Source organism: Neisseria sp. P0006.S009, assembly GCF_051962915.1.
GTDB classification, from domain to species: Bacteria; Pseudomonadota; Gammaproteobacteria; order Burkholderiales; family Neisseriaceae; genus Neisseria; species Neisseria subflava_E.
This window is the reverse complement of record NZ_JBQCUV010000003.1, coordinates 24,342-50,688: the sequence shown is the minus strand read 5'-3', so window position 1 is coordinate 50,688 and position 26,347 is coordinate 24,342. Positions and strand designations below refer to the sequence as shown.

Below are 26,347 nucleotides of genomic sequence, written 5' to 3'. Positions count from 1 at the left end.
TTCTAAATCGATTTCATAGTTCCAATAGTCAAAACCTTTCTGTATAGTTCTTTTCATAGCTTAAGCAAAAGGAAAAACAAATGTCGATACAAGAAATTTATGAATGTCAAGAAACCGGCTACGAATATGCCTTCCGGCAAATCGTTTTATAAACCACTGACCATTTCACAAAGGAAATAACTATGTCCATCTCCAAATGCCCAGTTACCCACCTGACCATGAACAACGGCGCGCCCGTTGCCGACAATCAAAATAGCCTGACCGCAGGCCCGCGCGGTCCGTTGCTGGCGCAGGATTTGTGGCTGAATGAAAAACTTGCCGACTTCGTGCGCGAAGTCATCCCCGAACGCCGTATGCACGCCAAAGGTTCGGGCGCGTTCGGTACGTTTACCGTGACACACGACATCACAAAATACACCCGCGCCAAAATCTTCAGCGAAGTCGGCAAGCAAACCGAGATGTTCGCCCGTTTCACCACCGTGGCAGGCGAGCGCGGCGCAGCCGATGCGGAACGCGACATCCGCGGCTTTGCGTTGAAGTTTTATACCGAAGAAGGCAACTGGGATATGGTCGGCAACAACACGCCCGTGTTCTTCCTACGCGACCCGCGTAAATTCCCCGACCTGAATAAAGCCGTCAAACGCGACCCGCGCACCAATATGCGCTCTGCTACGAACAACTGGGACTTATGGACGCTGCTGCCCGAAGCCCTGCACCAAGTTACCATCGTCATGAGCGACCGCGGTATCCCTGCCAGCTACCGCCATATGCACGGCTTCGGTTCGCATACATACAGCTTCTGGAACGAAGCGGGCGAGCGTTTCTGGGTGAAATTCCATTTCCGCAGCCAGCAAGGCATTAAAAACCTGACCAACGAAGAAGCCGCCAAAATCATCGCCGACGACCGCGAAAGCCATCAGCGCGACCTGTACGAAGCCATCGAGCGCGGCGAGTTTCCGAAATGGACAATGTACATCCAAGTTATGCCTGAAGCCGATGCGGAAAAAGTGCCTTATCATCCTTTCGACCTGACCAAAGTTTGGCCGAAAAAAGACTATCCGCTGATTGAAGTGGGCGAATTTGAGTTAAACCGCAATCCCGAAAACTTCTTCGCCGATGTGGAACAATCCGCCTTCGCACCGAGCAACCTGGTTCCCGGTATCGGCGCCAGCCCCGACAAAATGCTGCAAGCCCGTTTGTTCAATTACGCTGATGCGCAGCGCTACCGTTTGGGCGTAAACTTCCGCCAAATTCCCGTCAACCGCCCGCGTTGTCCTGTTCACAGCAACCAGCGTGACGGACAAGGCCGTGCCGACGGCAACTACGGCAGCCTGCCGCACTACGAACCCAACAGCTTCGGCCAATGGCAGCAACAGCCCGACTTCGCCGAACCACCTTTGAAAATCAACGGCGACGCGGCGCACTGGGACTACCGCCAAGACGATGACGACTACTTCAGCCAACCGCGCGCCTTGTTTAACCTGATGAACGACGCGCAGAAACAGGCTTTGTTCGGCAATACCGCCGCAGCCATGGGCGACGCGCCCGACTTCATCAAATACCGCCACATCCGCAACTGCTACCGTTGCGACCCGGCATACGGCGAAGGCGTAGCCAAAGCCCTTGGACTGACTGTCGAAGATGCCCAAGCGGCAAGAGCCAACGACCCGGCTTTAGGTCAACCTGGTTTACTGTAAGGAGGCATTATGTGGATAGAAATTGAAGAAATCTTGTCTCAAGCTGTCCGATACAGCCGTTCAAGCAAAAAGTAACGGTTTAGATCATTAATCAGGCCGTCTGAAACGCAAAATAAAGTTTCAGACGGCCTTTTTTGATGATGAAGTTTATTTAACTGCTTCTGTTTCAATGGAAATAGCTACCCTTATTTCTCCGTAAATCATGGCATTCGCCTCACCATCTCACGCTTTCCACTGGCAAATAAAAAAACCGCACGGCTGATTACCGTGCGGTTTTGCTTTTTGTCTGAAGGTTTCAGACGGCCTTACATCATGCCGCCCATACCACCCATGCCGCCCATATCAGGCATAGCAGGTTTTTCTTCAGGGATTTCAGCGATCATGCAGTCTGTGGTCAGCATCAGGCCGGCGATAGATGCGGCGTGTTGCAGCGCAGAACGGGTTACTTTGGCAGGGTCGAGTACGCCCATTTCGATCATGTCGCCGTATTCGCCGGAGCCTGCGTTGTAACCGTAGTTGCCTTCGCCTTCCAACACTTTGTTCACAACCACGCTAGGTTCACCGCCTGCGTTGGCAACGATTTGGCGCAGCGGAGACTCAACGGCACGCAATACGATTTGTACGCCTGCGTCTTGGTCGGCATTGCCGGTGTGCAGGTTTTCCAGAGCAGCACGGGCACGCAACAGGGCTACGCCACCGCCTGCAACCACGCCTTCTTCAACGGCTGCGCGGGTAGCGTGCAACGCGTCTTCCACGCGGTCTTTTTTCTCTTTCATTTCGACTTCGGTAGCGGCACCGACTTTGATCACTGCCACACCGCCGGCTAATTTAGCCACGCGCTCTTGCAGTTTTTCTTTGTCGTATTCGCTGGTTGCGGTTTCGATTTGTTGGCGGATTTCAGCAACACGCGCTTCGATTTGGGCTGCGTCGCCGAAGCCGTCGATGATGGTGGTGTTTTCTTTACCGATTTCGATGCGTTTGGCTTGACCCAAATCGTCCAAAGTCGCTTTTTCCAGAGACAGGCCGACTTCTTCGGAAATCACCACGCCGCCGGTCAGGATGGCGATGTCTTGCAACATGGCTTTGCGGCGGTCGCCGAAGCCAGGGGCTTTAACGGCAACGGTTTTCAGGATGCCACGGATGTTGTTCACCACCAAAGTCGCCAAGGCTTCGCCTTCTACGTCTTCAGCGATAATCAAGAGCGGACGGCTGGCTTTGGCCACTTGTTCCAAAACAGGCAACAAATCGCGGATATTGCTGATTTTTTTGTCGAACAACAATACAAACGGATTGTCCAAAGCAGCGATTTGTTTTTCAGCGTCATTGATGAAGTAAGGAGACAGGTAGCCGCGGTCGAACTGCATACCTTCAACTACGTCCAGCTCGTTTTCCAAAGACTTGCCGTCTTCAACGGTAATCACGCCTTCTTTGCCGACTTTTTCCATCGCTTCGGCAATAATCGCGCCGACTTGTTCGTCAGAGTTAGCGGAAATAGAGCCGACTTGGGCAATTTCTTTAGAAGTGTCGCAAGGTTTGGCGATGTTTTTCAGCTCGTCAACCAAAGCGGCAACGGCTTTGTCGATACCGCGTTTCAGGTCGGTAGGGTTCATGCCGGCGGTCACGTATTTCATGCCTTCGGCAACGATGGATTGTGCCAATACGGTTGCAGTAGTGGTACCGTCGCCGGCTACGTCGTTGGTTTTAGACGCCACTTCTTTTACCATTTGCGCGCCCATGTTTTCGAATTTGTCTTTCAATTCGATTTCTTTTGCGACAGACACACCGTCTTTAGTGATGTGCGGGCCGCCGAAAGCGCGGTCGAGTACCACGTTGCGGCCTTTAGGGCCCAAAGTTACGCGTACGGCGTTTGCCAATACATTGACGCCGTTTACCATTTTTTGGCGAACTTCATTGCCGAATTGTACGTCTTTTGCTGCCATTTAAATTCTCCAAATCAATATTAAAAATCTGTTTGAGGCCGTCTGAAAACTTCATGTTTGATTCAGACGGCCTTTGGTTCTGAAACTTAATTCAACAATTATTCAACGATACCGAAGATGTCTTCTTCACGCATTACCAACAGCTCTTCGCCGTCGGCTTTTACAGTTTGGCCGCTGTATTTGCCGAAGATCACTTTGTCGCCGACTTTGACATCCAGCGGACGGCGCTCGCCGTCTTTACCGATTTTGCCCGCACCCACGGCGATTACTTCGCCCATGTCGGGTTTTTCAGCAGCCGCACCCGGCAAAACGATGCCGGAGGCGGTTTTTTCTTCAGCTTCTAAGCGTTTGACGACTACGCGGTCGTGTAAAGGGCGGATGGTCATGTCTTAATGCTCCGATAAATAAATAGATTGAAAACAATTGCCTGTCCAACATGACAGACACGGTTTGCTTGGAAATAGCGACACGCTTATGGAAAGCCTGCCGTAATGGCGGGTAGATTTGGGTTGTTTGCGACAAATTCAAGGGAAAAAGTAAAAAATTCTATGCAGTCTTTCCAAATATTTTCATACGCAAAAATGTCTGATCACATATTTTTCAGACGGCCTGATATACCAACTGCAAAGTTCGTTTAAAAACAACCTACTTCCTTTACAAATTCAATACAACTCTTTACAACTATTTCTTTTTAATGCACTATTATAAATGATGATTATTCTTAATTGCATATTTTAAAATTAATTCCTCTTTATTTTCTTTTATTTTTTATTACTGTCATTTTATTAAGGACATTTCTCAATGAATACGCCCCTGTTCCGACTGAGCCTGCTGTCACTGACACTGGCAGCCGGTTTTGCACACGCAGAAAATGAAGCCAAAGACAATGTTGTACTTGATACCGTTACCGTTAAAGGTCAGGCTACAAGCGCCACACACCGTGTAACGACAAAACGTATGGAAGAAACGACTTCCACTGATTTAAAAGACGTATTGTTCAACGAACCCTCTATCAGTTTCGGTGGCGGCAACGGTCAGTCGCAGTGGGTAACCATCCGCGGTATGGGTCAAGACCAAATAGACTATAAAGTTGACGATACCTACACCGACAGCCAGATTTTCCACCACAACGGCCGCTTTATGCTTGACCCCGCATTGGTAAAAGTCGTTGCCGTGCAAAAAGGTACAGGTTCTGCCTCAGCAGGTATCGGCGCAACCAGCGGCGCGATTGTTGCCGAAACGGTTGAAGCCAAAGATTTGCTGAGAGAAGGTCAAAACGTCGGTTTCAAAGTCAATGCCGGTATCAGCAGCAATAAAGGCTATTCACGCGGCGCAAGCGTTTATGGTCAGGCAGGCGGTTTTGACGCTTTGGTTTCAGGCAATTTCGTACGCGACAAAGAATACACGGCAGGCAAAGGCTACCGTAATCTACTCGGAAGCGATAAGGTTTTAAACAGTGGATTGGGTTCACGCGGCTTGTTGGGCAAAATCGGCTATCGTTTCAACGAAGACAACCGTATTGAATTAAGCCACCGCCAAGAGAAACAATATGGGGAACGCGCCCTGCGCGAAGAGTTCGATTTCTCGCAAGTATTCCAAACTGACCGCCGTACGGGTCAATACGTTTTGGATGCCAACGGCAACCGTATTCCGAATGTCGCCACCAACTCGCCGCGCTACCGCACGCTGACCCAAGACACCACCAACTTGGAATTCAAAGGCGGAAACTTGGGCTTTATCGACAAAATCAAAGCCAATGTTTACCGTTTAAACACCAAACGTGATGAAGTCCCCAATCCAAATTATGAATTGGACGGCGAAGTACGGACATACGGAGCCAATCTGAATCTCGACAGCCGTCTATTTGACCGCCATACCCTGAAATACGGAGTCAACTGGCGCACTCAAAAAAGCAGCTCAAACGGAGAAAACAACGAGAAGAAAAGCGATGCCGGCGTATATGTAGAAGGCATTTGGGATTTCTCTCCGGTTACGCTGACCACAGGTTTGCGCTATGACCGCTGGAAAATGAAAACCAGCAGTAATACAGAAAATTCAGACGGCAACCTCAATCCAAGCATCGGGTTGGTTTATGACATTACCCCTGATTTTTCCATCAACACCAGCCTGAACTATGCAACCCGCAGCCCCCGCCTGTACGAAGCAGCTTTAGCAAGCAACAGATCGATTAAAGCATCGCCTGATTTGAAAGCGGAACGCTCGCGAAATGCAGAAATCGGCTTCAACTACCACTGGAATTCTGCCCTTACATTATCCGGCAGCTATTTCCATCAACAAATCAAAGATGTACAGGCCATCCTTCCAACTGGAAAGTACTATGTCTGGTATAACGGCGGCAAGCTGAAAAACAGAGGTTACGAACTGAATGCTGCCTACCGCTGGAAAGGTCTGACCGCACGTGCAGGCGTAGCTTACAGCAGACCGAAGCTGAACGGCGATACCGCCGACATCGTGACAACTGCCATCCCTATGGGACGCACATGGACAACCGGTCTGTCGTACCAATTCGACAATCCGAATCTGGAAATCGGCTGGCGCGGACGTTATGTCCAAAATGCAGGCTATGCCCCGACCTCGCGCGGCTCTGATGTGGCTCTGAACGTCGTCCGTGCAGGCTACGGCGTCAACGATATCTTCGCCAACTGGAAACCGACAGGCAAAGACGATTTGAACGTCAACTTCTCTGTCAACAATGTCTTTGATAAAAACTACAAGCCGCACAGCCAACGCGCAGGTGCCAATACCCTGTCTGAGCCAGGCCGTGATGTCCGCTTGAGCGTGAACTACCGCTTCTAAGCAACCAGCTTGAAAAAGCCGTCTGAAAACAAAAGTTTTCAGACGGCGTCTAGCTTTATAATCCGATACAAGTTATCATTTCTATTTACTTTATTTCCGACCACGGAGAAACTCTATGTTACGTTTGACCGCTTTAGCCGTATGCTGCGCCCTCGCTTTGGGTGCGTGTTCACCGAAAGATTCTGCTTCCAATCAGGCGCAAACTGCTTCCGCTTCTGCCGCCCAAACCGAAGGCGCAAGCCTGACGGTGAAAACCACGCGCGGTGAAGCAACAGTGCCGCAAAATCCGGAGCGTATCGCCGTTTACGATTTGGGCATGCTCGACACTTTAAACAAACTGGGCGTGAAAACCGGTTTGTCCGTCGACAAAAACCGCCTGCCCTACTTGGACGAATATTTCAAAACCACGAAACCTGCCGGCACGCTGTTTGAGCCTGACTACGAAGCACTCAACGCTTACAAACCGCAGCTCATCATCATCGGCAGCCGTGCAGCCAAAGCATTTGACAAGTTGAACGAGATCGCGCCGACCATCGAGATGACCGCTGAAACCGCCAATCTGAAAGAAAGTTCTAAAGAGCGCATCGACGCACTGGGGCAAATCTTCGGCAAACAGGCCGAAGCGGACAAGCTGAAAGCGGAAATCGATGCTTCGTTTGAAGCGGCGAAAACTGCTGCTCAAGGCAAAGGCAAGGGTTTGGTGGTATTGGTCAACGGCGGTAAGATGTCGGCTTTCGGCCCTTCCTCACGTTTGGGCGGTTGGTTGCATAAAGACATCGGCGTTCCCGCTGTTGATGAATCGATTAAAGAAGGCAGCCACGGCCAGCCTATCAGCTTTGAATACCTGAAAGAGAAAAACCCTGATTGGCTGTTTGTTTTAGACCGCGGCGCGGCCATCGGCGAAGAAGGCCAGGCTGCGAAAGATGTGTTGAACAATCCGCTGGTTGCCGAAACAACCGCTTGGAAAAAAGGCCAAGTCGTGTACCTCGTGCCGGAAACCTATCTGGCGGCCGGCGGCGCACAAGAATTGCTGAACGCTTCCAAACAGGTAAGCGATGCGTTTAATGCGGCCAAGTAATTCCGTGTGGGCATAGCCGCCCGCTTCTTTCAGACGGCCTGAAAGGTTTGATGATGCACAGGATCAAGCTGCTTGACCTGAAGTCATTGGATTTAGGCCGTCTGAAAATACATGGTGCAAATGGACAATTTTTGCCTGTTTGCATCTGTTTTTATGATGGGCAAACCTGCCCTTTTTTGCCAAATACCTTAACCCTTCTTTCAGACGGCCTTATTTTTTTCCGAACCATTTTATGTTTCACAAACCTTCATTTTTAAATGCGGTCAACGGCGTGGCGCTGCTGATATTGTTTGCCGTCAGCCTGTCAGTCGGCGTGGCCGAATTCAAATGGTCCGCCCTGTTTTCGCTCTCCGACAGCCAACAGGTTATGTTCATCAGCCGCCTGCCGCGCACGTTTGCCATTGTGCTGACAGGCGCATCGATGGCAGTGGCCGGCATGATTATGCAGATTTTGATGCGCAACCGTTTTGTCGAACCGTCGATGGTGGGCGCAAGCCAAAGCGCAGCTTTGGGTTTGCTGCTGATGACCCTGCTGCTGCCGGCCGCGCCGCTGCTGGCAAAAATGTCGGTTGCCGCCGTTGCCGCGCTGATCGGGATGTTGGTCTTTATGCTGCTGATCCGCCGCCTGCCGCCGACCGCGCAACTGATGGTGCCTTTGGTCGGGATTATTTTCGGCGGTGTGATTGAGGCGGTGGCCACCTTTATCGCGTATCAAAACGAAATGCTGCAAATGCTGGGCGTGTGGCAGCAGGGCGATTTTTCCGGCGTGTTGCTCGGGCGGTATGAGCTGTTGTGGGCAACGGGGGTTTTGGCTTTGTTTGCCTATTTGATTGCCGACCAGCTGACGATTTTGGGTTTGGGCGAAACGGTGAGCGTGAACTTGGGGCTGAACCGGACGGCGATTCTGTGGTCGGGGCTGATTATTGTGGCGCTGATTACGTCTTTGGTGGTCGTAACGGTCGGCAATATTCCGTTTATCGGCTTGGTCGTGCCGAACATCATCAGCCGCCTGATGGGCGACAAGCTGCGCCAAAGCCTGCCGGCGGTGGCCTTGCTGGGCGCGTCTTTGGTGTTGCTGTGCGACATTGTCGGACGCGTGATTGTGTTTCCGTTTGAAATCCCTGTATCGACTGTTTTCGGAGTCATGGGTACAGTGTTGTTTTTGTGGCTTTTATTAAGGAAACCTGCTCATGCCGTCTGAAAAAAATATCGATTTTATGGCAGGAAGCAGCCGTCCGTTGTGGGTGGCTTTTGCGCTGTTGCTGGTTTCCTGCGCCCTGTTTATGACGCTCAATGTCAAAGGCGATTGGGACTTTGTTTTAAACCTGCGCCTGACCAAACTTGCCGCGCTGCTGATGGTCGCCTATGCGGTCGGCGTGTCCACACAACTTTTCCAAACGCTGACCAACAACCCGATTCTGACCCCTTCGATTTTGGGTTTCGATTCACTGTATGTGTTTTTGCAGACCTTGCTGGTGTTTACGCTCGGCGGCGTAGGCTATTCTTCCCTGCCGTTGACGGGCAAATTCGGCTTTGAGCTGGTCATCATGATGGGCGGCTCGCTGCTGCTGTTTTACACGCTCATCAAACAGGGCGGACGCGATTTGTCGCGCATGATTTTAATCGGCGTGATTTTCGGGATTTTGTTCCGCAGCCTGTCGTCGCTGCTTTCGCGCATGATTGACCCCGAAGAATTTACCGCCGCGCAGGCGAATATGTTTGCCACCTTCAATACCGTCCACTCGGAATTGTTGGGCATCGGCGCAGTCGTGTTGCTCATCAGCGCCGCCGTAATCTGGCGCGAACGCCACCGCCTCGACGTTTACCTGCTCGGCCGCAATCAGGCCATCAATTTGGGCATCAACTACTCGCGCAATACCTTATGGCTGCTGTTGTGGATCGCCGCGCTGGTTGCGACCGCGACCGCCGTTGTCGGCCCGGTAAGCTTTTTCGGCCTGCTGGTTGCCGCGCTGGCCAACCATTTTTCCCCGTCGGTCAAACATTCCGTCCGCCTGCCCATGACTTTTTGTGTCGGCGGCATCCTGTTGGTCGGCGGGCAAACCATCTTCGAACACTTCCTCGGCATGCAGGCCGTATTGAGCGTGGTCGTCGAATTTGCAGGCGGCTTGGTATTTTTATATTTGGTGTTGAAAAAGAAATAAATTAAACGTGCCCAAACAGCTTCAGGCCGTCTGAAACCCGTGTTAAAAAATATTTAACCATTGAAATGAAACTAAATTTCTGACACGTACTCATAGTAAACATCACTAAATTTACTAAAATTACAAAAAATGAGTACGACATTAAAATACCGTCCCGACTTAGACGGCATCCGGGCTTTGGCCGTCTTGGCCGTTATTATTTTCCACATCGACGCCGCTTGGCTGCCCGGCGGCTTTCTCGGCGTGGATATGTTTTTCGTTTTGTCCGGCTATCTGATCACCACCATCATCAGCCGCGAAATGCAGAACGGTAGTTTTTCGTTTTTAGAATTCTACAAACGCCGCGCCAAGCGTATTTTGCCCGTTTTCGCCTGCGTATTGCTGTGTACGAGTTTGGCCGCCGCAATCTTTTTCTTGTCGTTTGACCTGCGCCAATACGTCAAATCGGCAGTGTTTGCGTTGCTGTTTTCAGCCAACCTGTTTTTTGCACGGCGCGGCGGTTATTTTGATGCCGACGCGGCGGAAAAACCTTTGCAACACATTTGGTCTTTATCGCTGGAAGAGCAGTTTTACTTTGTTTTTCCGGTTTTGCTGATTGCCTTTTTCCGCTTCAGCAAAGGACGCAGCATCCGCCAATTCATCCTTTTGCTGATTGTATTGAGCCTGCTGTCCGTCTTTTTGCCCACCTTCGGCATGGACCCTTATTTCCTGCCTTATGTGCGCGCATACGAGCTGCTGATCGGCGCACTTTTCGCCTTTATTTCGCCCTCGCAAAACAACGACCGCTTCAGCACGCCTGTGGTCGGCTGGGCGATGATGGCGGTGATTGCCGCCATGTTGCTGCTTCCTTACGGCGTGTTGCCCGGCGAAGGCAATATTGAACGGCTGCTGTGCTGTACGGCGGTTGGTGGCTTGATTTACTCGGGCAAAACCCTGCAAACGCAAAACGGCTTCAATACCGCCAAACTGTTGAGCCTCAAGCCCGTTGTGTTTATCGGTTTGATTTCCTATTCGCTGTATCTGTGGCATTGGGTGGTCTTGGCCGTCATGCGCTATGTTTACATGGACAACGCTTTGCCGATGTCCGCGATTGTATTGGCCGTCGTACTGATGTCCGGCTTGTCCGTTTTGTCCTATTACTTTGTCGAAACACCAGCGCGACGGATAAAGAATTTCACCACCAAGAAATTCATCGGGGTAATCGCCGCCTATTTCGCCCTGCTGATTCCTGCCGCCGGCTACCTGCTGACTGCCAAACCGGCCGCATACGAGGCAAACCTATATACGGTTGACGAAAGTAAAATCTGCGCGGATACCTTGACCAAAACCGACTGCGCGGTCGGTGCGGAAAACCAAAGCAGCAAAGTCTTGCTGATGGGCGACTCCCACGCCGCCCACCTGACGCCCTTTATTGATATAGTGGGCAAACAGGAAGGCTTTGCCGCCGATGTTATTTCGTCCAACAGTTGCGGCGTTGCCTTCGGCTTCCTCCTACCGCAAAGCGACCGCCGTGCCAACCGCTGCAACCCTTACAACCGCTTTATCGCACAAAAAGTCGAAAACTACCCGGTGGTCTTTATCTCGCAACGTTGGTTCCTGCATACCGACAAACCCGGTTTTACGGAGCATTTCGGCAAAATGCTCGATACCCTGATCCAACAGGGCAAACAGGTTTACGTCTTTGCTGACACGCCGATGAGCGCGCAACTGCCCCTGCGCCATTACTACCTGAAACAGCATCTCGGCATCGATATGCAATACGTTTCCGAGCATAAAAAAGCGGAAATTGCCCGCTCCGCCGAAGCCGACAAAACCATAGAAAACATCGTCAAACAGCGGCCTGCCGTGCATTGGGTCAACATCATGGGTCCGATTCCGGCAGACAAAACCATAGACGGCCTGCCGATATATTTTGACACCAACCACCTCAATACCCACGGTGTGACAAAACTGGCGGAAAAATTTATACAGGACAAAAAAATACTCCTAAAATAACACCGCAGTTTCAGTCCGAAACCTTTGCCGCAATACTGAATGCAAATGCCGCTCAAAGCGCAGTAAACAGTATGCCGCAAAGGTTTCAGGCCGTCTGAAACCTTCAGACGGCCTAAGCAAACCCATAAAGGACAACCCTCATGACACAAGAACGCCTCCCTTCATTCTTCGATGACGCACCGACCATTACCGTCCAAGACGCATTGGCCGACTTCCTCGGCGCGGCCGAAAACGGCATCCTCACTTACTACTACGCCGATGCCGTGCGCCTGTGCGGCCATTCCTGCCCGACTGTCGCCGGCGCCTACCTGATGGTGGTCAAAGGTCTGAAAGCCCTTTACGGCGAAGAGCTGCCGCAACGCGGCGACATCGAAGCCTTTATGCAGGGCGAGCGTGATGAAGGCACAACCGGTGTTACCGCTTCCGTCGTCCAACTCCTTACCGGCGCAGCACCCGAAACCGGCTTTGGCGGCGTAGGCCCAGCCGGACGCTTTGCCCGCCGCCACCTCTTGTCCTTTGGTGCAGGCGAAATCAACGGCACACTCGCACTCCGCCGCCGCGATACCGGCAAAACCGTTGCCGTCAGCCTCAATGCCGCGCTCCAACCCTTTGCACCGCAAATGCGCGACATCATGCCCAAAGCCGTCAGCGGCAGCGCAAGTGCTGACGAACTCAAACAATTCGGCGAGCTTTGGCAAGAACGCGTTCGCGCCTTCCTGATTGACCAAGCCGACAATCCCGAATTTGTTACCGTCAGCGAAATCTAAAAACACCATACAGGAATAAAATTCAGACGGCCTCATGCTGAAAGGCCGTCTGAAACCCTAACTTCCCATTTTCGGACCCGCCTATGATTACCATCCGCAACGTCAGCCACACCATCGGCAGCAACCCCATCCTCAACGACGTCAGCCTCGACATCCCCGAAGGCGGCATTACCGCGCTAATCGGCCCGAACGGCGCAGGCAAGTCCACCCTCCTCTCCTTTATGGCACGCCTGCAGCCCTTGGTACACGGCGACATCAGCTACGCAGGCAAAGACATCAAAACCACCCCCACCGCCGAACTCGCCCGCACGCTTTCCATCCTCACCCAAGAAAACAGCATCATGAGCCGCATTACTGTGCGTGACCTGCTCATGTTCGGCCGCTATCCCTACCACCAAGGCAGGCCGTCTGAAAACGACAAAACCATTGTCGAAGAAGCGCTTGCCGAGTTCCACCTGCAAGACTTCGCCGACCGCTACCTGACCGAGCTTTCCGGCGGCCAACGCCAACGCGCCATGATTGCCATGGTATTCTGCCAGCGCACCGACTACGTTTTGCTGGACGAGCCGCTGAACAACCTCGACATGTATCATGCCCGCTCCCTCATGCAAATCCTGCGCCGGCTGACCGACGAACACAAACGCACCACCGTCGTCGTCCTGCACGACATCAACCAGGCCGCCGCCTACGCCGATTACGTCGTCGCCATGAAAAACGGCCAAGTCGCCATGCAGGGCAAGCCCAACGATATTTTCACCGCCGAAAACATCAAAACCCTATTCGATATGGACGTCAACGTCCTCGATTACGAAGGCAAAAAACTGGTTATCCACCATATCTAAATCCGACAAAAAGGCCGTCTGAAACCCAATTGTTCAGGTTTCAGACGGCCTTTGCCTATTCAAAGCGTTTATTTTTTATCGTACAAACCGCGCACCACCCTGCCGATGGCGGCGATGCCTTTTTCCAGCGTTTCCGCGTCCTGCGCAATGCTCATGCGGATGCACTCGTGCGCGTGCGGATAGTCTTGCCTATCGATGCCGACAAAGAAATGCTCGCCCGGAATAATCAGCGTGCCTTCGGCTTTGAGCATTTCGTACAAGGTTTGCGACGAAACAGGCAGGTTTTCAAACCAAAGCCATAAGAAAATCGCACCTTCAGGCTTGTGGATTTTCAACGGATACGCGCCCAATTCACGCTTGAGCAGGGAAACCGCCGTTTGCGCCTGCTGACGGTAAAACGGCTGAATCACTTCATCGGCCAGCTGTTTCAGACGGCCGTCGTTTAACAGCGGAGCCGCAATCGCCGCGCCAAAACGGGTTGGCGACAGGTTCACAATCGCATTCAAACTGCTGACGGCTTTGACCACTTCCGGCGCGGCGACAATAATGCCGGTACGCACGCCGGGCAGGCCGATTTTAGAAAGGCTGAAGCAGAGGATGATGTTTTCGTGCCAGTTGAGCGTCACATCACTATAAATAATATTCGGGAACGGCATTCCGTAAGCGTTGTCGATAATCAGCGGAATCCCGTGCTCCTGCGCCAAAGCGTCCAAACGTGCCATCTCGCCGTCAGTCAACACATTGCCGGTCGGGTTGGTCGGGCGCGAACAGCAAATCGCGCCGATTTTGCCTTCTTTCAATTCAGGCAGGCTCCCCAGCGCGTCAAAGTCCACACGGTATTTGAAAAATCCCTCTTCGCCTTCGTGTTCGACATTTTCGATTTTTGGTTTTACCGAAATAAAATGCTGCCCCTCGACATGCACGTCGGCATAACCGATATATTCAGGCGCCAGCGGCAACAAAATGGCTTTTTCAGCCGTTTGGCCGTCTGAAAGATTAAATTTGCCGCCAAACAGGTTAAACAAATAGAAAAACGCATTTTGCGAACCATTGGTCAACGCGATATTGTCCGCCATCAGATTCCAACCGTATTCACGGTTGAGAAACTTAGTCAAAGCCGCAATCAGCGCCGCGTCGCCCTGCGGATTGGAATAATTTCCGATATTCTCAACAGCATGTTCCGCCGCCAGCTTGGAGAACACATCGGCGAACACCGCATTGACTTCAGCAATCTTTGCCGGATTGCCGCCGCCAAGCATATTGACGGGCTTATCGCTTTTGAGCGCGTCGCCCAAATCGTCCATCAACTGCAAAATACCGCTGTGTTGTGTGAATTTTTCGCCGAATGCTGAAAACTGCATGGAAACTCCGTTGCTGAGTGTGTGGAAACAATAAACCGCTATTATAAGAACAAAGGCAGTCTGAAAACCAGTTATCCTGATTTTTCAGACGGCCTTTACTATTCAACCTTTCCTTTAACGGCCAAAATTGTCTCGACGTTCACGCCAGTCTTGGCGGATGGAGCCGCTTTTGCCGACCGGTGTGTCTTGTTCGACTTCCCAAATAAAATTCGTTCCGCCGCCAATCGGGTGTGAACCGCGCAAGCCGATGTGGCTGCCTTGGTCGGCAACGGCGGTTCGGCTGTATGTTTGGCCGCCGAAACGGGTTTGCGAGGTTTCGATGCCGCTTTTGATGCTGCCGTAAAGCTGTACGTCGGCGTGTGCGGCAAGTGTGGCGGTGGAAAGCGCGGCAGTGAGGAGAAGTTTCAAGTTCATGGTTTATCCTTTTTTGGAGAGGAATTGTGAGGCGATTGTATCGGCCTTGTGCGTAAACAAGTTACAATTCTTGCAAAATCTGACAGGAGTTTTGATGATGCGCTCTTTACGCGCCGCCGCTGTGCAAATGGTGTCGTCCACCAACCCAGAAACCAATATTGCCACCATGAAGCGCCTTGTCCGCGATGCGGCCGAACAAGGGGCGGATTGGGTGTTGCTGCCCGAATATTGGCCGCTGATGGGCAAAAACGATACGGACAAGCTGGCATTTGCCGAGCCTTTGGACGATGGACGCGTTGGCGAAACCTGCCACACCCGTTTTCAGACGGCCTTAAGCAAAACGGCAAGGGAATGCGGCGTGGTGTTGTTTGGCGGTACGGTTCCGTTGCAAAGCCCAGATGCTAGCAAGGTGATGAATACAATGCTTGTATATGACCGCGACGGCAACCGAATCGGGCTTTACCACAAAATGCACCTTTTCGGCTTTTCCGGTTTGGGCGAACGCTACGCCGAAGCCGATACGATATTGGCAGGCGACGATGTGCCGAAGTTAAGCGTGGACGATGTTCCGCTGGCGGCCGGTGTCTGCTACGATTTGCGCTTTCCTGAATTTTTCCGCGCCCAGCAGCCGTTTGATGTTTTGCTGTTGCCGGCTGCGTTTACCTACACGACCGGCAAGGCGCATTGGGAATTGCTGCTGCGCGCCCGCGCGGTGGAAAACCAATGCTACGTCATCGCGTCGGCACAAGGCGGACTGCATGAAAGTGGCCGCCGCACATTCGGCCACAGTATGATTATCGATCCTTGGGGCGATGTGTTGGCGACGTTGCCGGAAGGCGAAGGCGTGATTTGTGCCGATTTGGATACCGCGCGCCTACAAAGCGTGCGCACGCGCCTGCCTGCCCTGAAACACCGATTACTTTAAACACGCACTATGTCCCAGTTCCAACCCACACGCATCCTCGGCATCGACCCCGGCAGCCGCGTGACCGGCTTCGGCGTGATTGATGTCCACGGCCGCGAACATCATTATGTTGCTTCCGGCTGTATCAAAACGCCGACCGGCGCGTCGCTTTCCGAACGCATCGCTGTGATTGTCCGCCATATCGATGAAATCATCCGCCACTATCAGCCGCATCAGGCGGCCATCGAGCAAGTCTTCGTCAACGTCAATCCGGCCGCGACGTTAATGCTTGGTCAGGCGCGCGGTGCGGCGATTGCCGCTTTGGTCATGCACGATTTGCCCGTGTTTGAGTACACCGCGCTTCAGGTCAAGCAGGCGGTGGTCGGCAAGGGCAAGGCCGCCAAAGAGCAGGTGCAGCATATGGTTGTCCAAATGCTCGCACTTTCCGGCACGCCGCAAGCCGATGCCGCCGACGGACTCGCCGTCGCCCTCACCCACGCCCTGCGCAATCACGGATTGGCTTCGCAACTCAACCCCGACGGCCTGCAGGTCAAACGCGGCCGTTTCCAATGGTAAGCCGACATTCAGGCCGTCTGAAATAGTGTTTCAGCCCGTTTTCAGACGGCCTTTCGGTTATAATAGCCCTTTGCCCACATACAGCAAGCCTTCATGAAAGCCGCCTTCCTTTTTCTCTACCTCATCCGCCTGCTGCCTTTTTGCGTGTTGCACAAGATTGCCGACGCGATTGGTATTCTCGCCTATTACGCAGTCAAACCACGCCGCAAAGTCGGTGAGGTCAATCTCAAAAAATGCTTTCCCGAGCTGAGCGACAGCCAGCGCACTGCCCTGCTCAAACGCCATTTCCAACACATGGCAAAGCTGATGCTCGAATACGGCCTCTACTGGTACGCGCCTGCGGAGAAGCTGCGCTCGTTGGTACGCTATCAAGACAAACACCATCTTGACGAAGCCCTCGCCGCCGGTGAGAAAGTCATCATCCTCTATCCGCACTTTACCGCATTTGAAATGGCGGTTTACACGCTCAATCAGGATGTGCCGCTGACCAGTATGTATTCGCACCAAAAAAACAAAGCCCTGGACGAACAGATCCTGAAAGGCCGCCACCGCTACAACAATGTTTTCCTGATCGGCCGCACAGAAGGCCTGCGCGCCATCATCAAACACCTGCGCAAAAGCGATGCGCCCTTTCTTTATCTGCCCGACCAAGACTTCGGCCGCAACGATTCCATTTTCGTCAATTTCTTCGGCATTCAAACGGCCACGATCACCGGCCTCAGCCGTATTGCCGGCATGACCAAAGCCAAAATCATTCCCGCTATTCCCACGCGTGAAGCTGACAATACCGTAACCCTGCGCTTCTATCCGGCTTGGGATAATTTCCCGACCGAAAATGTCGAAGCCGATACCCAGCGCATGAACGACTTCATCGAAGAGCGGGTACGCGAGCATCCCGAACAATATTTCTGGCTGCACAAACGCTTCAAAACCCGTCCCGAAAGCGAAAACAGCTTTTATTGACTACATTAAATTACAATTTGAATATGCAAAATCGGCGAAATCCTTCTTTCGCCGATTTTTCATTTTAATTGAATCAAACCGAAACTCATGTTTAACTTCAAACAATCAAATAATATTCCGCTTTAAATACTTTAAAAACAACTTTTTTCATCGTGATTGAAACTTTCAAACAACCCTATATTTTTTCTCAAATGAAAAATATCAGTCCCAATACACTCTTTTCATTTACATATTAAATTTAATTTCTTTTAAAAACAACATATTGCAAAATAGTTCATCTAAAAAAATACATTTTAATCATTCAAAATATGAAATAAAATTAAATTAAAATTTAAAAAAATAAAATAAATATCTAACTTTTGAACAATTATGAAATATAATTGCAAAAATATGACAATACCTGAAATTTATATCAAAACAAGCTTTCAGAAAAAAATACTTGGCAAACTGTAAAAATTCGCGTAAATTTCACTACATCAAATTACAAAACGTTCAGACGGCCTCGCCGATTTTAGATACTTTTGTAAACAATTTTCTGATATTGCAAGAAATTGCGGTATTTATTTTAGAGGATTTCGGTGCAATGCCCGAAATGAAAGTTTACCGATGCAGAGTTGAGCTGCATCTGTAAAGCCGCAGGTGAAAGCCTGTATTGTTTGTGAAGCGTAAATCTCTGATTTGAGGTATTGGGGCAATCCTGTGGGGGATTGCCTCTTTTTTTATCTGCGCCGTCATGCCACAATGACATCATCCCTTATCCAACCCGATCACGCCATGACTCCGATACTCGCCTTCGACATCGAAACCATTCCCGACGTAAACGGCATCCGCCAGCTTTACGATTTGCCTGCCGATTTGCCCGACAACGAAGTCGTCCTGTTTGCCCAACAGCAACGCCGTGCCAAAACCGGCAGCGACTTTATGCAACACCATCTGCACCAAGTCGTCGCCATCTCCTGCTGTATGCGCTGGGGGCAAGACAAAATCCGTGTCAGCACCATCGGCGATCCCGAAGACAGCGAAGAAGTCATGATTGCCAAGTTCTTCGAGGTCATCGAAAACTATACGCCGCAACTCGTCAGCTGGAACGGCGGCGGTTTCGACCTGCCCGTCCTCCACTACCGCGCCCTGATACACGGCATCAGCGCCGCCCGCTATTGGGACACGGGTGACGGCGACTTTGGCGACAGCCGCGACTTTAAGTGGAACAACTACATCAGCCGCTACCACACCCGCCATTGCGACCTGATGGATTTGCTCGCCCTCTACCAACCGCGTGCCAGCGTACCTTTGGACGACATGGCCAAACTCTGCGGCTTCCCCGGCAAATTGGGCATGGACGGCAGCAAGGTTTGGGACGCTTATCATGCAGGCCGTCTGAAAGATATCCGAGACTATTGCGAAACCGATGCCGCCAACACCTACCTTATGTACATGCGCTTTCGCATGATGAGCGGCGCGCTCGATGCCGACGAATACGAAGTCGAAATCAAACGCATCAAACATTATCTGGCCGCACAAGCCGAAGAAAAACAACACTGGGCGGAGTTCGTCGCTGCTTGGCGTTAAACCAGGCCGTCTGAACAGCTAAACCAAAAAACCAAAAGGGCGTGATCGACACGCCCTTTTTTATATTTCGACAAACCATGCCCATTAAGCAGGCAAACGCCCCAGCGTTACCCTATCCAATCCAGCCAAATCCTGTTCGGTTGCCACTTCTGCAAAACCGTTCTCCAGCATAATGTTCCGCACTGCTTTGCCTTGGTCATAGCCGTGTTCAAACAGCAGCCAGCCGTTGGCTTTCAGGTATTTAGGGGCTTCTTGGGTAATGTGGCGGATATGGCTGAGGCCGTCTGAAAAGTCGGTCAGCGCATTTTGCGGTTCAAACCTCAAATCACCTTGCGACAAATGTTCATCGCCATCCTCGATATACGGCGGATTGGAAACAATCACATCGTATCGGCCTTCAGACGGCCTGTCGGTATCAAACCACGAACCCTGCGCAAACTCCACTTTTGCGCCCAATTCGGCCGCATTTTGACGGGCAGTATCCAAAGCACCGACGCTGATGTCGGATGCACGAACATCGGCATCACCGCGTTCAAGCGCGACGGTCACGGCAATGGCGCCGCTGCCCGTCCCCAAGTCCCACATGCGCCCTTGCGGCGGCAAGCGTTTGAGTACGGCTTCCACCAAATGCTCGGTTTCAGGACGGGGAATCAGCACATGGGGATTGACGGCAAAACGTCGTCCGTAGAATTCGCGCTCGCCCAACAGATAGGCCATAGGCTCGCCTTTCAGACGGCGTTGGGCCAAAGCCTCCAAGGTTTGCAGGGCGGAGTCTGCCAAATCGTCCGTACCGCGCGTTACCAACTGCGCGCGCGTATAACCCAGCGCATATTGCAACAACATCCGCGCTTCATTTTTAGGCAGTGCCGATTGGCGCAACCATTCATCAAGCGTCATTTTTCGTCCCATCTGCCAGCGTTGCGGCTTTTCTTTCCCTATTCTTTCCGGCAAACGTGCCGATGGTGGCAACCGCAAATGCGGCATACCACAAATAAAATCCAGCACCGTAGCGCACAATATCCGCTGTATTCCCTGCTTCATCGACGTGTACGGCTTTCACACTGAAAGCCACCAGCGCCAAGCCCCAAAGCGCCGCATGGACAGGCACGACCTTCTTCCGCAACGCCAGCAAAACAATGGCTGCCAACCAAACATAATTCGCATAGGCCGCACAATATCTGATATCCAAAGAAGCAAATATCGACCCCAAAATCAAAACGGTCAAACCCTTCATGCTTTCATGATTGCCCAAATAAAATGCAACATTGGACAAAGATGCTATCCACAGGGCAACCGACACCAGCAACATCACGATGGGAAAACTTGATTTCCGATTCTGTTCCTGCATGGTTTTATCCTAATGCAAAAGGCCGTCTGAAAACTTTTCAGACGGCCTGCCGTTTAAATTTCACTACCGCCGACGGTCAGTCCGGCATCAATCCTCAGGGTCGGTTGTCCGACGCCGACAGGAACACTCTGCCCTTCTTTGCCGCAGACGCCGATGCCGCTGTCGAGTGCGGTGTCGTTGCCTATCATGGAAACATGTTTCAGCACTTCGGGGCCGTTGCCGATGATGGTCGCGCCTTTGACAGGGTATTGCAGTTTGCCGCCTTCCACCCACCACGCTTCGGATGCGCTGAACACGAACTTGCCGCTGGTAATATCCACTTGTCCACCGCCGAAGTTGACAGCGTAAATGCCCTTGTCGATGGACGCGATGATTTCCTCCGGCTCATAGCCGCCGTTTTCCATAAAGGTATTGGTCATGCGCGGCATGGGCGCAGAAGCGTAACTTTCGCGGCGGCCGTTGCCGGTCGATTGCATACCCATCAAGCGGGCGTTGGTTTCGTCCTGCATATAGCCGACCAAAATACCGTCTTCAATCAATACAGTGCGGCGGGTCTCATTGCCTTCGTCGTCGATATTGAGCGAGCCGCGTCTGTCAGCAATATCGCCTTGATCCACAACGGTCACGCCTTTGGCAGCCACGCGCTCGCCGATACGGCCGGAGAAAACGCTGGTTTCTTTGCGGTTGAAATCGCCTTCCAAGCCGTGTCCGACCGCTTCGTGCAGCAACACGCCCGGCCAGCCGTTGCCCAAAACGACGGTCATCTCCCCGGCAGGCGCAGGACGGGATTCGAGATTGGTCAGGGCTTGTTTGACAGCGGAATCGACAAACCGATGTACCAAGTTTTCATCGAAATACGCCAAATCATAACGCCCGCCTCCTCCCGCACTGCCCTGCTCGCGACGCTCGCCCTGCTTGGCAATGACAGTTACGTTCATGCGCACCATCGGGCGGATATCAGCAGCGTGTTTACCATCCAGACGAGCGATGTACACCATGTCGTATTCGCAGGTCAAACCGGCCATCACTTGCACGATACGCGGATCGGCAGCTTTGGCCAGCGTTTCAACTTTGTTCAACAGCGCGACTTTGGCAGCAGAATCAAGACTGGCAATAGGGTCAATCGCCATATGGACAGGCTTGCCGTAGGCAGGTGTCGGCACTTTGATGCTGGCTTCGCCGCCGGCCGCACCAATCACGCGTACTGCTTTGGCAGAGCGGTTGATCGAATCGATACACAGGCTGTCGGCGTAGGCAAAAGCAGTTTTATCGCCCGAAACAGCACGCACGCCAACGCCCTGATCGATTTGAAAGCTGCCCGATTTGACGATGCCTTCTTCCAAATGCCAACTTTCATAGGCAGTGCGCTGACAATAGATGTCGGCATAATCGACATGGTTGGCGCCGATAATGCTCAGGCTTTGGGCGAGCAAATCGGGGGAAAGATGGTTGGCTTCGAGCAAATCTCGCTGTACCGCGGCGTAGGTTTGTTGCATAATTTTTCAGACGGCCCGACAAGCAGGCAAAGTTAATTTGGCCTTGATTATACGGTATTTTATATGGCTTTGGATATGTTGATTGCTTGGGTTTATGAGTAATTGAAGCAAATCAAAAGGCCGTCTGAAACATAGGGTTGAAATGTTTGCCTTACCCTATTTTAACATCAGCCGCGTAAAGAAGATAAGAAATCATCGTATGATTGATGCAGCGGCAGGCTGATAAAGATTCAAATAATAGATTGGAATTAAAATGAAAAAATTACTTGTTGTATTGCTAGGACTGGCAAGCCTTAATGTTTATGCCAACGGCTGCGGTGGTGAATACCAACCTGCAACTGGAACCTGTCGCATTATCGACAGCTCGGGCCGACAAATTTTATATAACGTTGGCAAACCACAATCTTCTAATAGCGATTATTCTCAAAACCAACCAAGCGTTGTCAATATCGATGTTCCTTCAAAATACGGTGCATGGGCAGTAAATCCTAAAACTGGTATTTCAGCAGATGTTATCAATGCCCCATCTCTTGAAATTGCAAAAAGAGGGGCTATTAAGTCCTGTGAGCAAGGGGGACGAAATGCTCCTTGTAAAGTACTTGCTTCAGTCAGAAACGGCTGCATCGCCGTTGCTCAAGGACAATCTGGCAAAAAGGTAAAAACGTTCTATGGAACAGAGCCTTCTATTGGACAGGCAGAACCGGCAGCCTTAAGAAAATGTCAAGCTTCGGGAGCTGTACAATGTAAAATTACTACCCCCGAAGGCTGCTCATTGCCTAAATTCTAATAGACAAAAGGCCGTCTTTATTCAGACGGCCTTTTCAATCACAGCAAAGCCAATACCACAATTTAATTCCCATACAAAACAAAGTATTACAACAAAAACCATTATTTTTTCAATTTTGCTATTGATAATAGTTATTATTAGCGTATAATCAAGCTCACTCGGAAGACGTCCTAATCCGAGCCATTAAACGACAGATTTTATCCCCCTCTTTCCCATTATCTCTTGATACTCGGAGTGCGCATATACGAAACATACCTGTTCCCCTTTATATCAGATACTCAAAACCGAAAAACATGAAACCCACTGCCGATACAGTGGGTTTCGTGTTTTGTAGCGTTCGGTTTCTCAGGCTTTGCCGACTGCTGATCAGGCCGTCTGAAACCGAATAGATCTGATTATCGGCAGGTTTTCATGTTCAATTTGCCATAACGGCCGACAATGTTTCTGATGTCTTGTGCATCGCGCTCATCAACCGCCATAAAGACTACGGTCATGCGCGCTACGCTTAAACCGGAATCGGGTGCACTTCTGTCTTCCTGTTCGACAATGCGCGCGCCGCCGAAACCTGCGCTGGACAAGCGTGAAATCAAAACTTGGGCGGAAGAACGGCTGCGTGTTACGTCAATGCTGATTTCGCCGTTGTGAATGCTGCCGCTAAAGCCGCGGCTGCCCAAGGCATCAAGCTGGGCGGAGGTGTCGCCGTCGGCAGGCAAGACCACGCGGAAGGTTTTGGAGGAAGTCTCGCCACCGGATGCGCCGTTGCGTTTTTCGATACTGCGGCTGGCGGCATGAGGCCATTTGCCCAACAGGCCTTTGATGCGGTGGTAATCGTCTTCATCCATCACCACGGTGGCGCTGCTGGTACACAAGCGTTCCACGCCGGCCGCATCCATCTCTTCTTCAGCGGCGCGGCGCTCTTGCGCCTCTTTCTCGCGGCGCATTTTTTCTTTTTTCTCTTTCAACTGCTGCGCTTCTTGTTTCTTACGCAAGGCTTCTGCTTCTTCGGATTCAGGTTCTGCCATAATCAGGCCGTCTGATTCATCCGCCACCCAATCGGGTTGCGATGCCTGCTGAGGCTCGGCTTTGGGCGCGTCCAAAGAAGATGGGCGCAATAATTCGTGCGTGCCGCCTTCCAAAGCGGATTCGGGTTTAGCGGTTTTATGTTGTGTCCGATAGGCAACCATGCTGCCAAAAACAATGATGTTGAGTGCGACTAAGACCGCAAACAGCCATTTCATGATGCGTTTTCCTTTTTATTGTCCGTTGCGATGGGCAATCCAATGCAAGAGCCCGTGAATCACGAGATTATCGACGATTTTCACTTGATTGTCATGAATGAATGACTCCGGCAGCGCCTGTACGACTCTGGCCGCGCCGCCGCCCGTGATAATAATATCGACCGGTTTGCCCTCGCCCGTTTTGTCTTTCAGACGGCCATGCATCATCATCAACGCGCCGCAAACGGCATCCATCATGCCGCTGGCAATGGCGTTCGGCGTTGTGGTTGGGAACGGATATACCTTGCCGATGGGGCGGTTGAGGTTGGCGGTCTTGAGCGCCATCGCCTCTTTCATCAAGTGGAAACCGGGCATGATGGTGCCGCCAAGATAATGATTGTCTTCCGTCAGCGCGTCGGTGGTTACGGCGGTACCACAACTGACGACGACGCAGGCGTTTTGCGTAAAACGGCGGCTGCCCAGCGCATTAAACCAACGGTCGGAGCCATGTTCTTCAGGGCGGCGGTAATGGTTGCGGATACCCAAAGCCTGCGGCATGGAAGACAGCCATTCGACCGGACGGGTTAATTGTTCTTCGACCATCGCTTTTTTGACCGAACCGCACACGGCGCAACCGACAATCTTCACATCGTCATCGGCAAATTGCAGCCATTCTTCACCCAGCTGGGTCAAATCACGATATGGCGCGCGGCTGACTTCGGAAAATGTGCCATTCTCTACCCACGCCCATTTCAACTGACTGTTGCCGCCGTCCAGCAGCAAAAAGCGTTCCGGTTTCGCCGCGGCAGGTTGTGCCGGGCGGTTATCCGGGCGCAAGCTGATCTCGCCGCTGACAATGGTTTTCTCGCCATTGTCGGTCAACAAACGCAACGCGCCTTGCGCATCCACGCCTTTGACTACGCCTTCATGAACAATGCGCCCTTCTTGAAGCAGCAATACCGGCCTGCCTGTGTCGCGGTTGGCGGCATTGTATTCGCCGACACATGACGCAAATCCGTTTTGCGCGTATTCGTTCAACAGCGCATCGAGTTGCGCCAATACCGCATTCAATAAGGTTTTGACGCTTACGCCCTGCTTAGAGGCCGTCTGAAACAATGCCTGCACGGAAGTGGCGTTTTCAACTTCTTTCGGCAATACAAAATTAATGCCGATGCCGATGACAGCGACGGTTTTATTCTCTACCCTCGCCGTTTCAATCAAAATACCGGCCAATTTATCGTTGGCCACGACCAAATCGTTCGGCCACTTGATATTTACGTCCAAACCGATATCGGCAAGCGCGCGTCGGCAAGCCAATGCCACCACCAACGCCAGCGAACCCAGCTCATACTGCGGCTTGTCAAACGCCCAGCCCAAGCTGAACATCAGACATTCACCCTGTCGGTTGACCCAGCTTCGCCCTTGCCGTCCGCGTCCTTTGGTTTGGAAATGCGCCACGCACAAGGCCTTATGCGCCAAATCTGCCGACTGGCGCGCCAATGCCATGATTTCATCATTGCTGGACGAACATTCGTGTTTCAACTGCGCACGAAAACCCTGTTTTCCGGCCATTTGTTGCAGAGATTCTTCGGCAAACACAGCCAAAGGGCGCACCAAACGCCATTGCCCGTCATGCTGGCGCAGCAAACCGCGGATATGGCCCGGCATCTGCTGCCAGAATCCGTTTAATTGTTGCGGCTTCATACCGACCACTCGCGCCAACTGAGAAACGTGTTGCGGCAGGCCGTCTGAAAGCGCGGCGAGCAAAGCCCAATGGCGGCTGTTCAAATCCGTCATTCGCCTCCTCCGGCTTCGCGGATTTTCGCCAAAGTTTTGGTGGTCGAAGTCTGGTGTAAAAACGGAATCGAAAATACTTTGCCGCCGCGCGCAAACGTCTCGGCCGCACCGACAATCTTATCCACAGGCCAATCGCCGCCTTTAATCAATACATCGGGTTTGACCATTTCAATCAGCGCGGCCGGCGTATCGTCATCAAACCATGTGACCAAATCCACGCTCGCCAATGCCGCTGCCACTGCCGCGCGGTTTTCCAAAGGATTAATCGGGCGATCGTCCCCTTTACCCTGACGGCGCACCGAAGCATCGGTATTCAACGCCAGCACCAAAGCCGCACCGGCCGATCGCGCCTGCGCCAGATACGTTACATGGCCCCTATGGAGAATATCGAAACAGCCGTTGGTAAACACCAGCGGACGGGGCAATGCCGCCAAACGCTCCGCCAGCTTTTCGGGCGGACAGATTTTGGATTCAAATTCTGGAGCTGGCCATTCGGACATGATGCGGTTCCTTTGGGAATGAAACAGAAAATAATCGGGGTATTATAAAGGATAACGGCGAAACGCCATAAAAAGATACCGAACGGTACAATATTCGGGCTTGACTGCGTATTCATT

23 protein-coding genes are annotated in these 26,347 nt (G+C 51.8%); 13 read left to right on the top strand and 10 right to left on the bottom strand.

Annotated elements, in window-relative coordinates; translation table 11 throughout:
• Positions 1 to 182: 182 nt before the first annotated feature.
• Positions 183 to 1,697: a catalase KatA gene (gene katA / locus ACTHTK_RS06310; protein ID WP_440378515.1), complete on the top strand. Its 1,515-nt coding sequence runs from the start codon at positions 183 to 185 to the stop codon at positions 1,695 to 1,697.
• Positions 1,698 to 2,002: 305 nt separating this feature from the next.
• Here the strand turns inward: katA and groL are convergent, their stop codons facing one another.
• Together groL and groES are read right to left on the bottom strand one after the other, a co-directional pair.
• Positions 2,003 to 3,637: a chaperonin GroEL gene (groL, locus tag ACTHTK_RS06305; RefSeq protein ID WP_070843552.1), complete on the bottom strand. Its 1,635-nt coding sequence runs from the start codon at positions 3,635 to 3,637 to the stop codon at positions 2,003 to 2,005.
• Positions 3,638 to 3,735: 98 nt separating this feature from the next.
• Complete coding sequence (gene groES / locus ACTHTK_RS06300; protein WP_003684150.1) at positions 3,736 to 4,023, bottom strand: co-chaperone GroES; 288 nt, start codon at positions 4,021 to 4,023, stop codon at positions 3,736 to 3,738.
• Positions 4,024 to 4,438: 415 nt separating this feature from the next.
• Between groES and ACTHTK_RS06295 the strand changes: the two genes are divergently transcribed.
• From ACTHTK_RS06295 to ACTHTK_RS06265, 7 genes are all read left to right on the top strand, one after another.
• The gene (locus tag ACTHTK_RS06295) at positions 4,439 to 6,454 is read left to right on the top strand and encodes a TonB-dependent receptor domain-containing protein (RefSeq protein WP_440378514.1); all 2,016 of its coding nucleotides are present in this window, start codon (positions 4,439 to 4,441) and stop codon (positions 6,452 to 6,454) included.
• A 115-nt stretch (positions 6,455 to 6,569) separates the two neighbouring features.
• On the top strand, positions 6,570 to 7,532 hold the full coding sequence (locus ACTHTK_RS06290; RefSeq protein ID WP_440378513.1) for a siderophore ABC transporter substrate-binding protein: 963 nt from the start codon (positions 6,570 to 6,572) through the stop codon (positions 7,530 to 7,532).
• A gap of 232 nt (positions 7,533 to 7,764) precedes the next feature.
• Positions 7,765 to 8,733: an ABC transporter permease gene (locus ACTHTK_RS06285; protein WP_440378512.1), complete on the top strand. Its 969-nt coding sequence runs from the start codon at positions 7,765 to 7,767 to the stop codon at positions 8,731 to 8,733.
• A complete protein-coding gene (locus ACTHTK_RS06280) occupies positions 8,723 to 9,694 on the top strand; it encodes an iron chelate uptake ABC transporter family permease subunit (RefSeq protein WP_101756197.1) in 972 nt (323 codons plus the stop codon). The genes ACTHTK_RS06285 and ACTHTK_RS06280 overlap by 11 nt, the downstream gene beginning before the upstream one ends.
• Before the next feature lie 129 nt (positions 9,695 to 9,823).
• Entirely contained in the window at positions 9,824 to 11,689 is a 1,866-nt protein-coding gene (locus tag ACTHTK_RS06275; protein WP_440378511.1) for an acyltransferase family protein, read from the top strand.
• Positions 11,690 to 11,829: 140 nt separating this feature from the next.
• The gene (locus tag ACTHTK_RS06270; protein WP_440378510.1) at positions 11,830 to 12,456 is read left to right on the top strand and encodes an FmdE family protein; all 627 of its coding nucleotides are present in this window, start codon (positions 11,830 to 11,832) and stop codon (positions 12,454 to 12,456) included.
• 83 nt (positions 12,457 to 12,539) lie between these two features.
• Positions 12,540 to 13,298 carry an iron ABC transporter ATP-binding protein gene (locus ACTHTK_RS06265; RefSeq protein ID WP_003684210.1) on the top strand — a complete coding sequence of 253 codons (759 nt, stop codon included), beginning with the start codon at positions 12,540 to 12,542 and terminating at the stop codon, positions 13,296 to 13,298.
• Positions 13,299 to 13,366: 68 nt separating this feature from the next.
• On the opposite strand, the gene ACTHTK_RS06260 is transcribed toward ACTHTK_RS06265, so the two are convergent.
• Positions 13,367 to 14,659 (bottom strand): valine--pyruvate transaminase, encoded by a 1,293-nt coding sequence (locus ACTHTK_RS06260; protein WP_440378509.1) that lies wholly within the window; start codon positions 14,657 to 14,659, stop codon positions 13,367 to 13,369.
• A 114-nt stretch (positions 14,660 to 14,773) separates the two neighbouring features.
• Complete coding sequence (locus tag ACTHTK_RS06255; RefSeq protein WP_311459563.1) at positions 14,774 to 15,073, bottom strand: porin; 300 nt, start codon at positions 15,071 to 15,073, stop codon at positions 14,774 to 14,776.
• A 94-nt stretch (positions 15,074 to 15,167) separates the two neighbouring features.
• Between ACTHTK_RS06255 and ACTHTK_RS06250 the strand changes: the two genes are divergently transcribed.
• From ACTHTK_RS06250 to ACTHTK_RS06235, 4 genes are all read left to right on the top strand, one after another.
• Positions 15,168 to 15,998, top strand: a complete 831-nt coding sequence (locus ACTHTK_RS06250; protein ID WP_440378508.1) for a carbon-nitrogen hydrolase family protein — start codon at positions 15,168 to 15,170, stop codon at positions 15,996 to 15,998.
• 9 nt (positions 15,999 to 16,007) lie between these two features.
• Positions 16,008 to 16,553: a crossover junction endodeoxyribonuclease RuvC gene (ruvC, locus tag ACTHTK_RS06245; protein ID WP_003684216.1), complete on the top strand. Its 546-nt coding sequence runs from the start codon at positions 16,008 to 16,010 to the stop codon at positions 16,551 to 16,553.
• 78 nt (positions 16,554 to 16,631) lie between these two features.
• Positions 16,632 to 17,516, top strand: coding sequence for a lipid A biosynthesis lauroyl acyltransferase (locus ACTHTK_RS06240; RefSeq protein WP_440378568.1), 885 nt, complete (start codon positions 16,632 to 16,634; stop codon positions 17,514 to 17,516).
• Between the two features lie 774 nt (positions 17,517 to 18,290).
• Positions 18,291 to 19,085 carry a 3'-5' exonuclease gene (locus ACTHTK_RS06235; RefSeq protein ID WP_342685637.1) on the top strand — a complete coding sequence of 265 codons (795 nt, stop codon included), beginning with the start codon at positions 18,291 to 18,293 and terminating at the stop codon, positions 19,083 to 19,085.
• Between the two features lie 84 nt (positions 19,086 to 19,169).
• Here the strand turns inward: ACTHTK_RS06235 and prmC are convergent, their stop codons facing one another.
• Genes prmC through tldD form a run of 3 tightly spaced genes read right to left on the bottom strand, consistent with a single transcriptional unit; the run spans position 19,170 to position 21,929 of the window.
• A complete protein-coding gene (prmC, locus tag ACTHTK_RS06230) occupies positions 19,170 to 19,982 on the bottom strand; it encodes a peptide chain release factor N(5)-glutamine methyltransferase (protein ID WP_440378567.1) in 813 nt (270 codons plus the stop codon).
• On the bottom strand, positions 19,972 to 20,433 hold the full coding sequence (locus ACTHTK_RS06225) for a hypothetical protein (RefSeq protein WP_440378507.1): 462 nt from the start codon (positions 20,431 to 20,433) through the stop codon (positions 19,972 to 19,974). Before ACTHTK_RS06225 ends, prmC begins: the two co-directional genes overlap by 11 nt.
• 53 nt (positions 20,434 to 20,486) lie before the next feature.
• Complete coding sequence (tldD, locus tag ACTHTK_RS06220) at positions 20,487 to 21,929, bottom strand: metalloprotease TldD (RefSeq protein ID WP_440378506.1); 1,443 nt, start codon at positions 21,927 to 21,929, stop codon at positions 20,487 to 20,489.
• Positions 21,930 to 22,182: 253 nt separating this feature from the next.
• Here tldD and ACTHTK_RS06215 point away from each other — a divergent pair, with 253 nt between their 5' ends.
• Positions 22,183 to 22,716 carry a DUF4189 domain-containing protein gene (locus ACTHTK_RS06215; RefSeq protein ID WP_440378505.1) on the top strand — a complete coding sequence of 178 codons (534 nt, stop codon included), beginning with the start codon at positions 22,183 to 22,185 and terminating at the stop codon, positions 22,714 to 22,716.
• A gap of 395 nt (positions 22,717 to 23,111) precedes the next feature.
• On the opposite strand, the gene ACTHTK_RS06210 is transcribed toward ACTHTK_RS06215, so the two are convergent.
• The 3 genes from ACTHTK_RS06210 to ACTHTK_RS06200 are packed head-to-tail and all read right to left on the bottom strand — an operon-like array spanning position 23,112 to position 26,230.
• On the bottom strand, positions 23,112 to 23,954 hold the full coding sequence (locus ACTHTK_RS06210; RefSeq protein ID WP_440378504.1) for a cell division protein: 843 nt from the start codon (positions 23,952 to 23,954) through the stop codon (positions 23,112 to 23,114).
• Between the two features lie 15 nt (positions 23,955 to 23,969).
• On the bottom strand, positions 23,970 to 25,730 hold the full coding sequence (locus ACTHTK_RS06205) for a bifunctional biotin--[acetyl-CoA-carboxylase] ligase/type III pantothenate kinase (RefSeq protein ID WP_440378503.1): 1,761 nt from the start codon (positions 25,728 to 25,730) through the stop codon (positions 23,970 to 23,972).
• Positions 25,727 to 26,230, bottom strand: coding sequence for an adenylyltransferase/cytidyltransferase family protein (locus tag ACTHTK_RS06200; protein WP_004520955.1), 504 nt, complete (start codon positions 26,228 to 26,230; stop codon positions 25,727 to 25,729). The genes ACTHTK_RS06205 and ACTHTK_RS06200 overlap by 4 nt, the downstream gene beginning before the upstream one ends.
• Between the last annotated feature and the right edge of the window lie 117 nt (positions 26,231 to 26,347).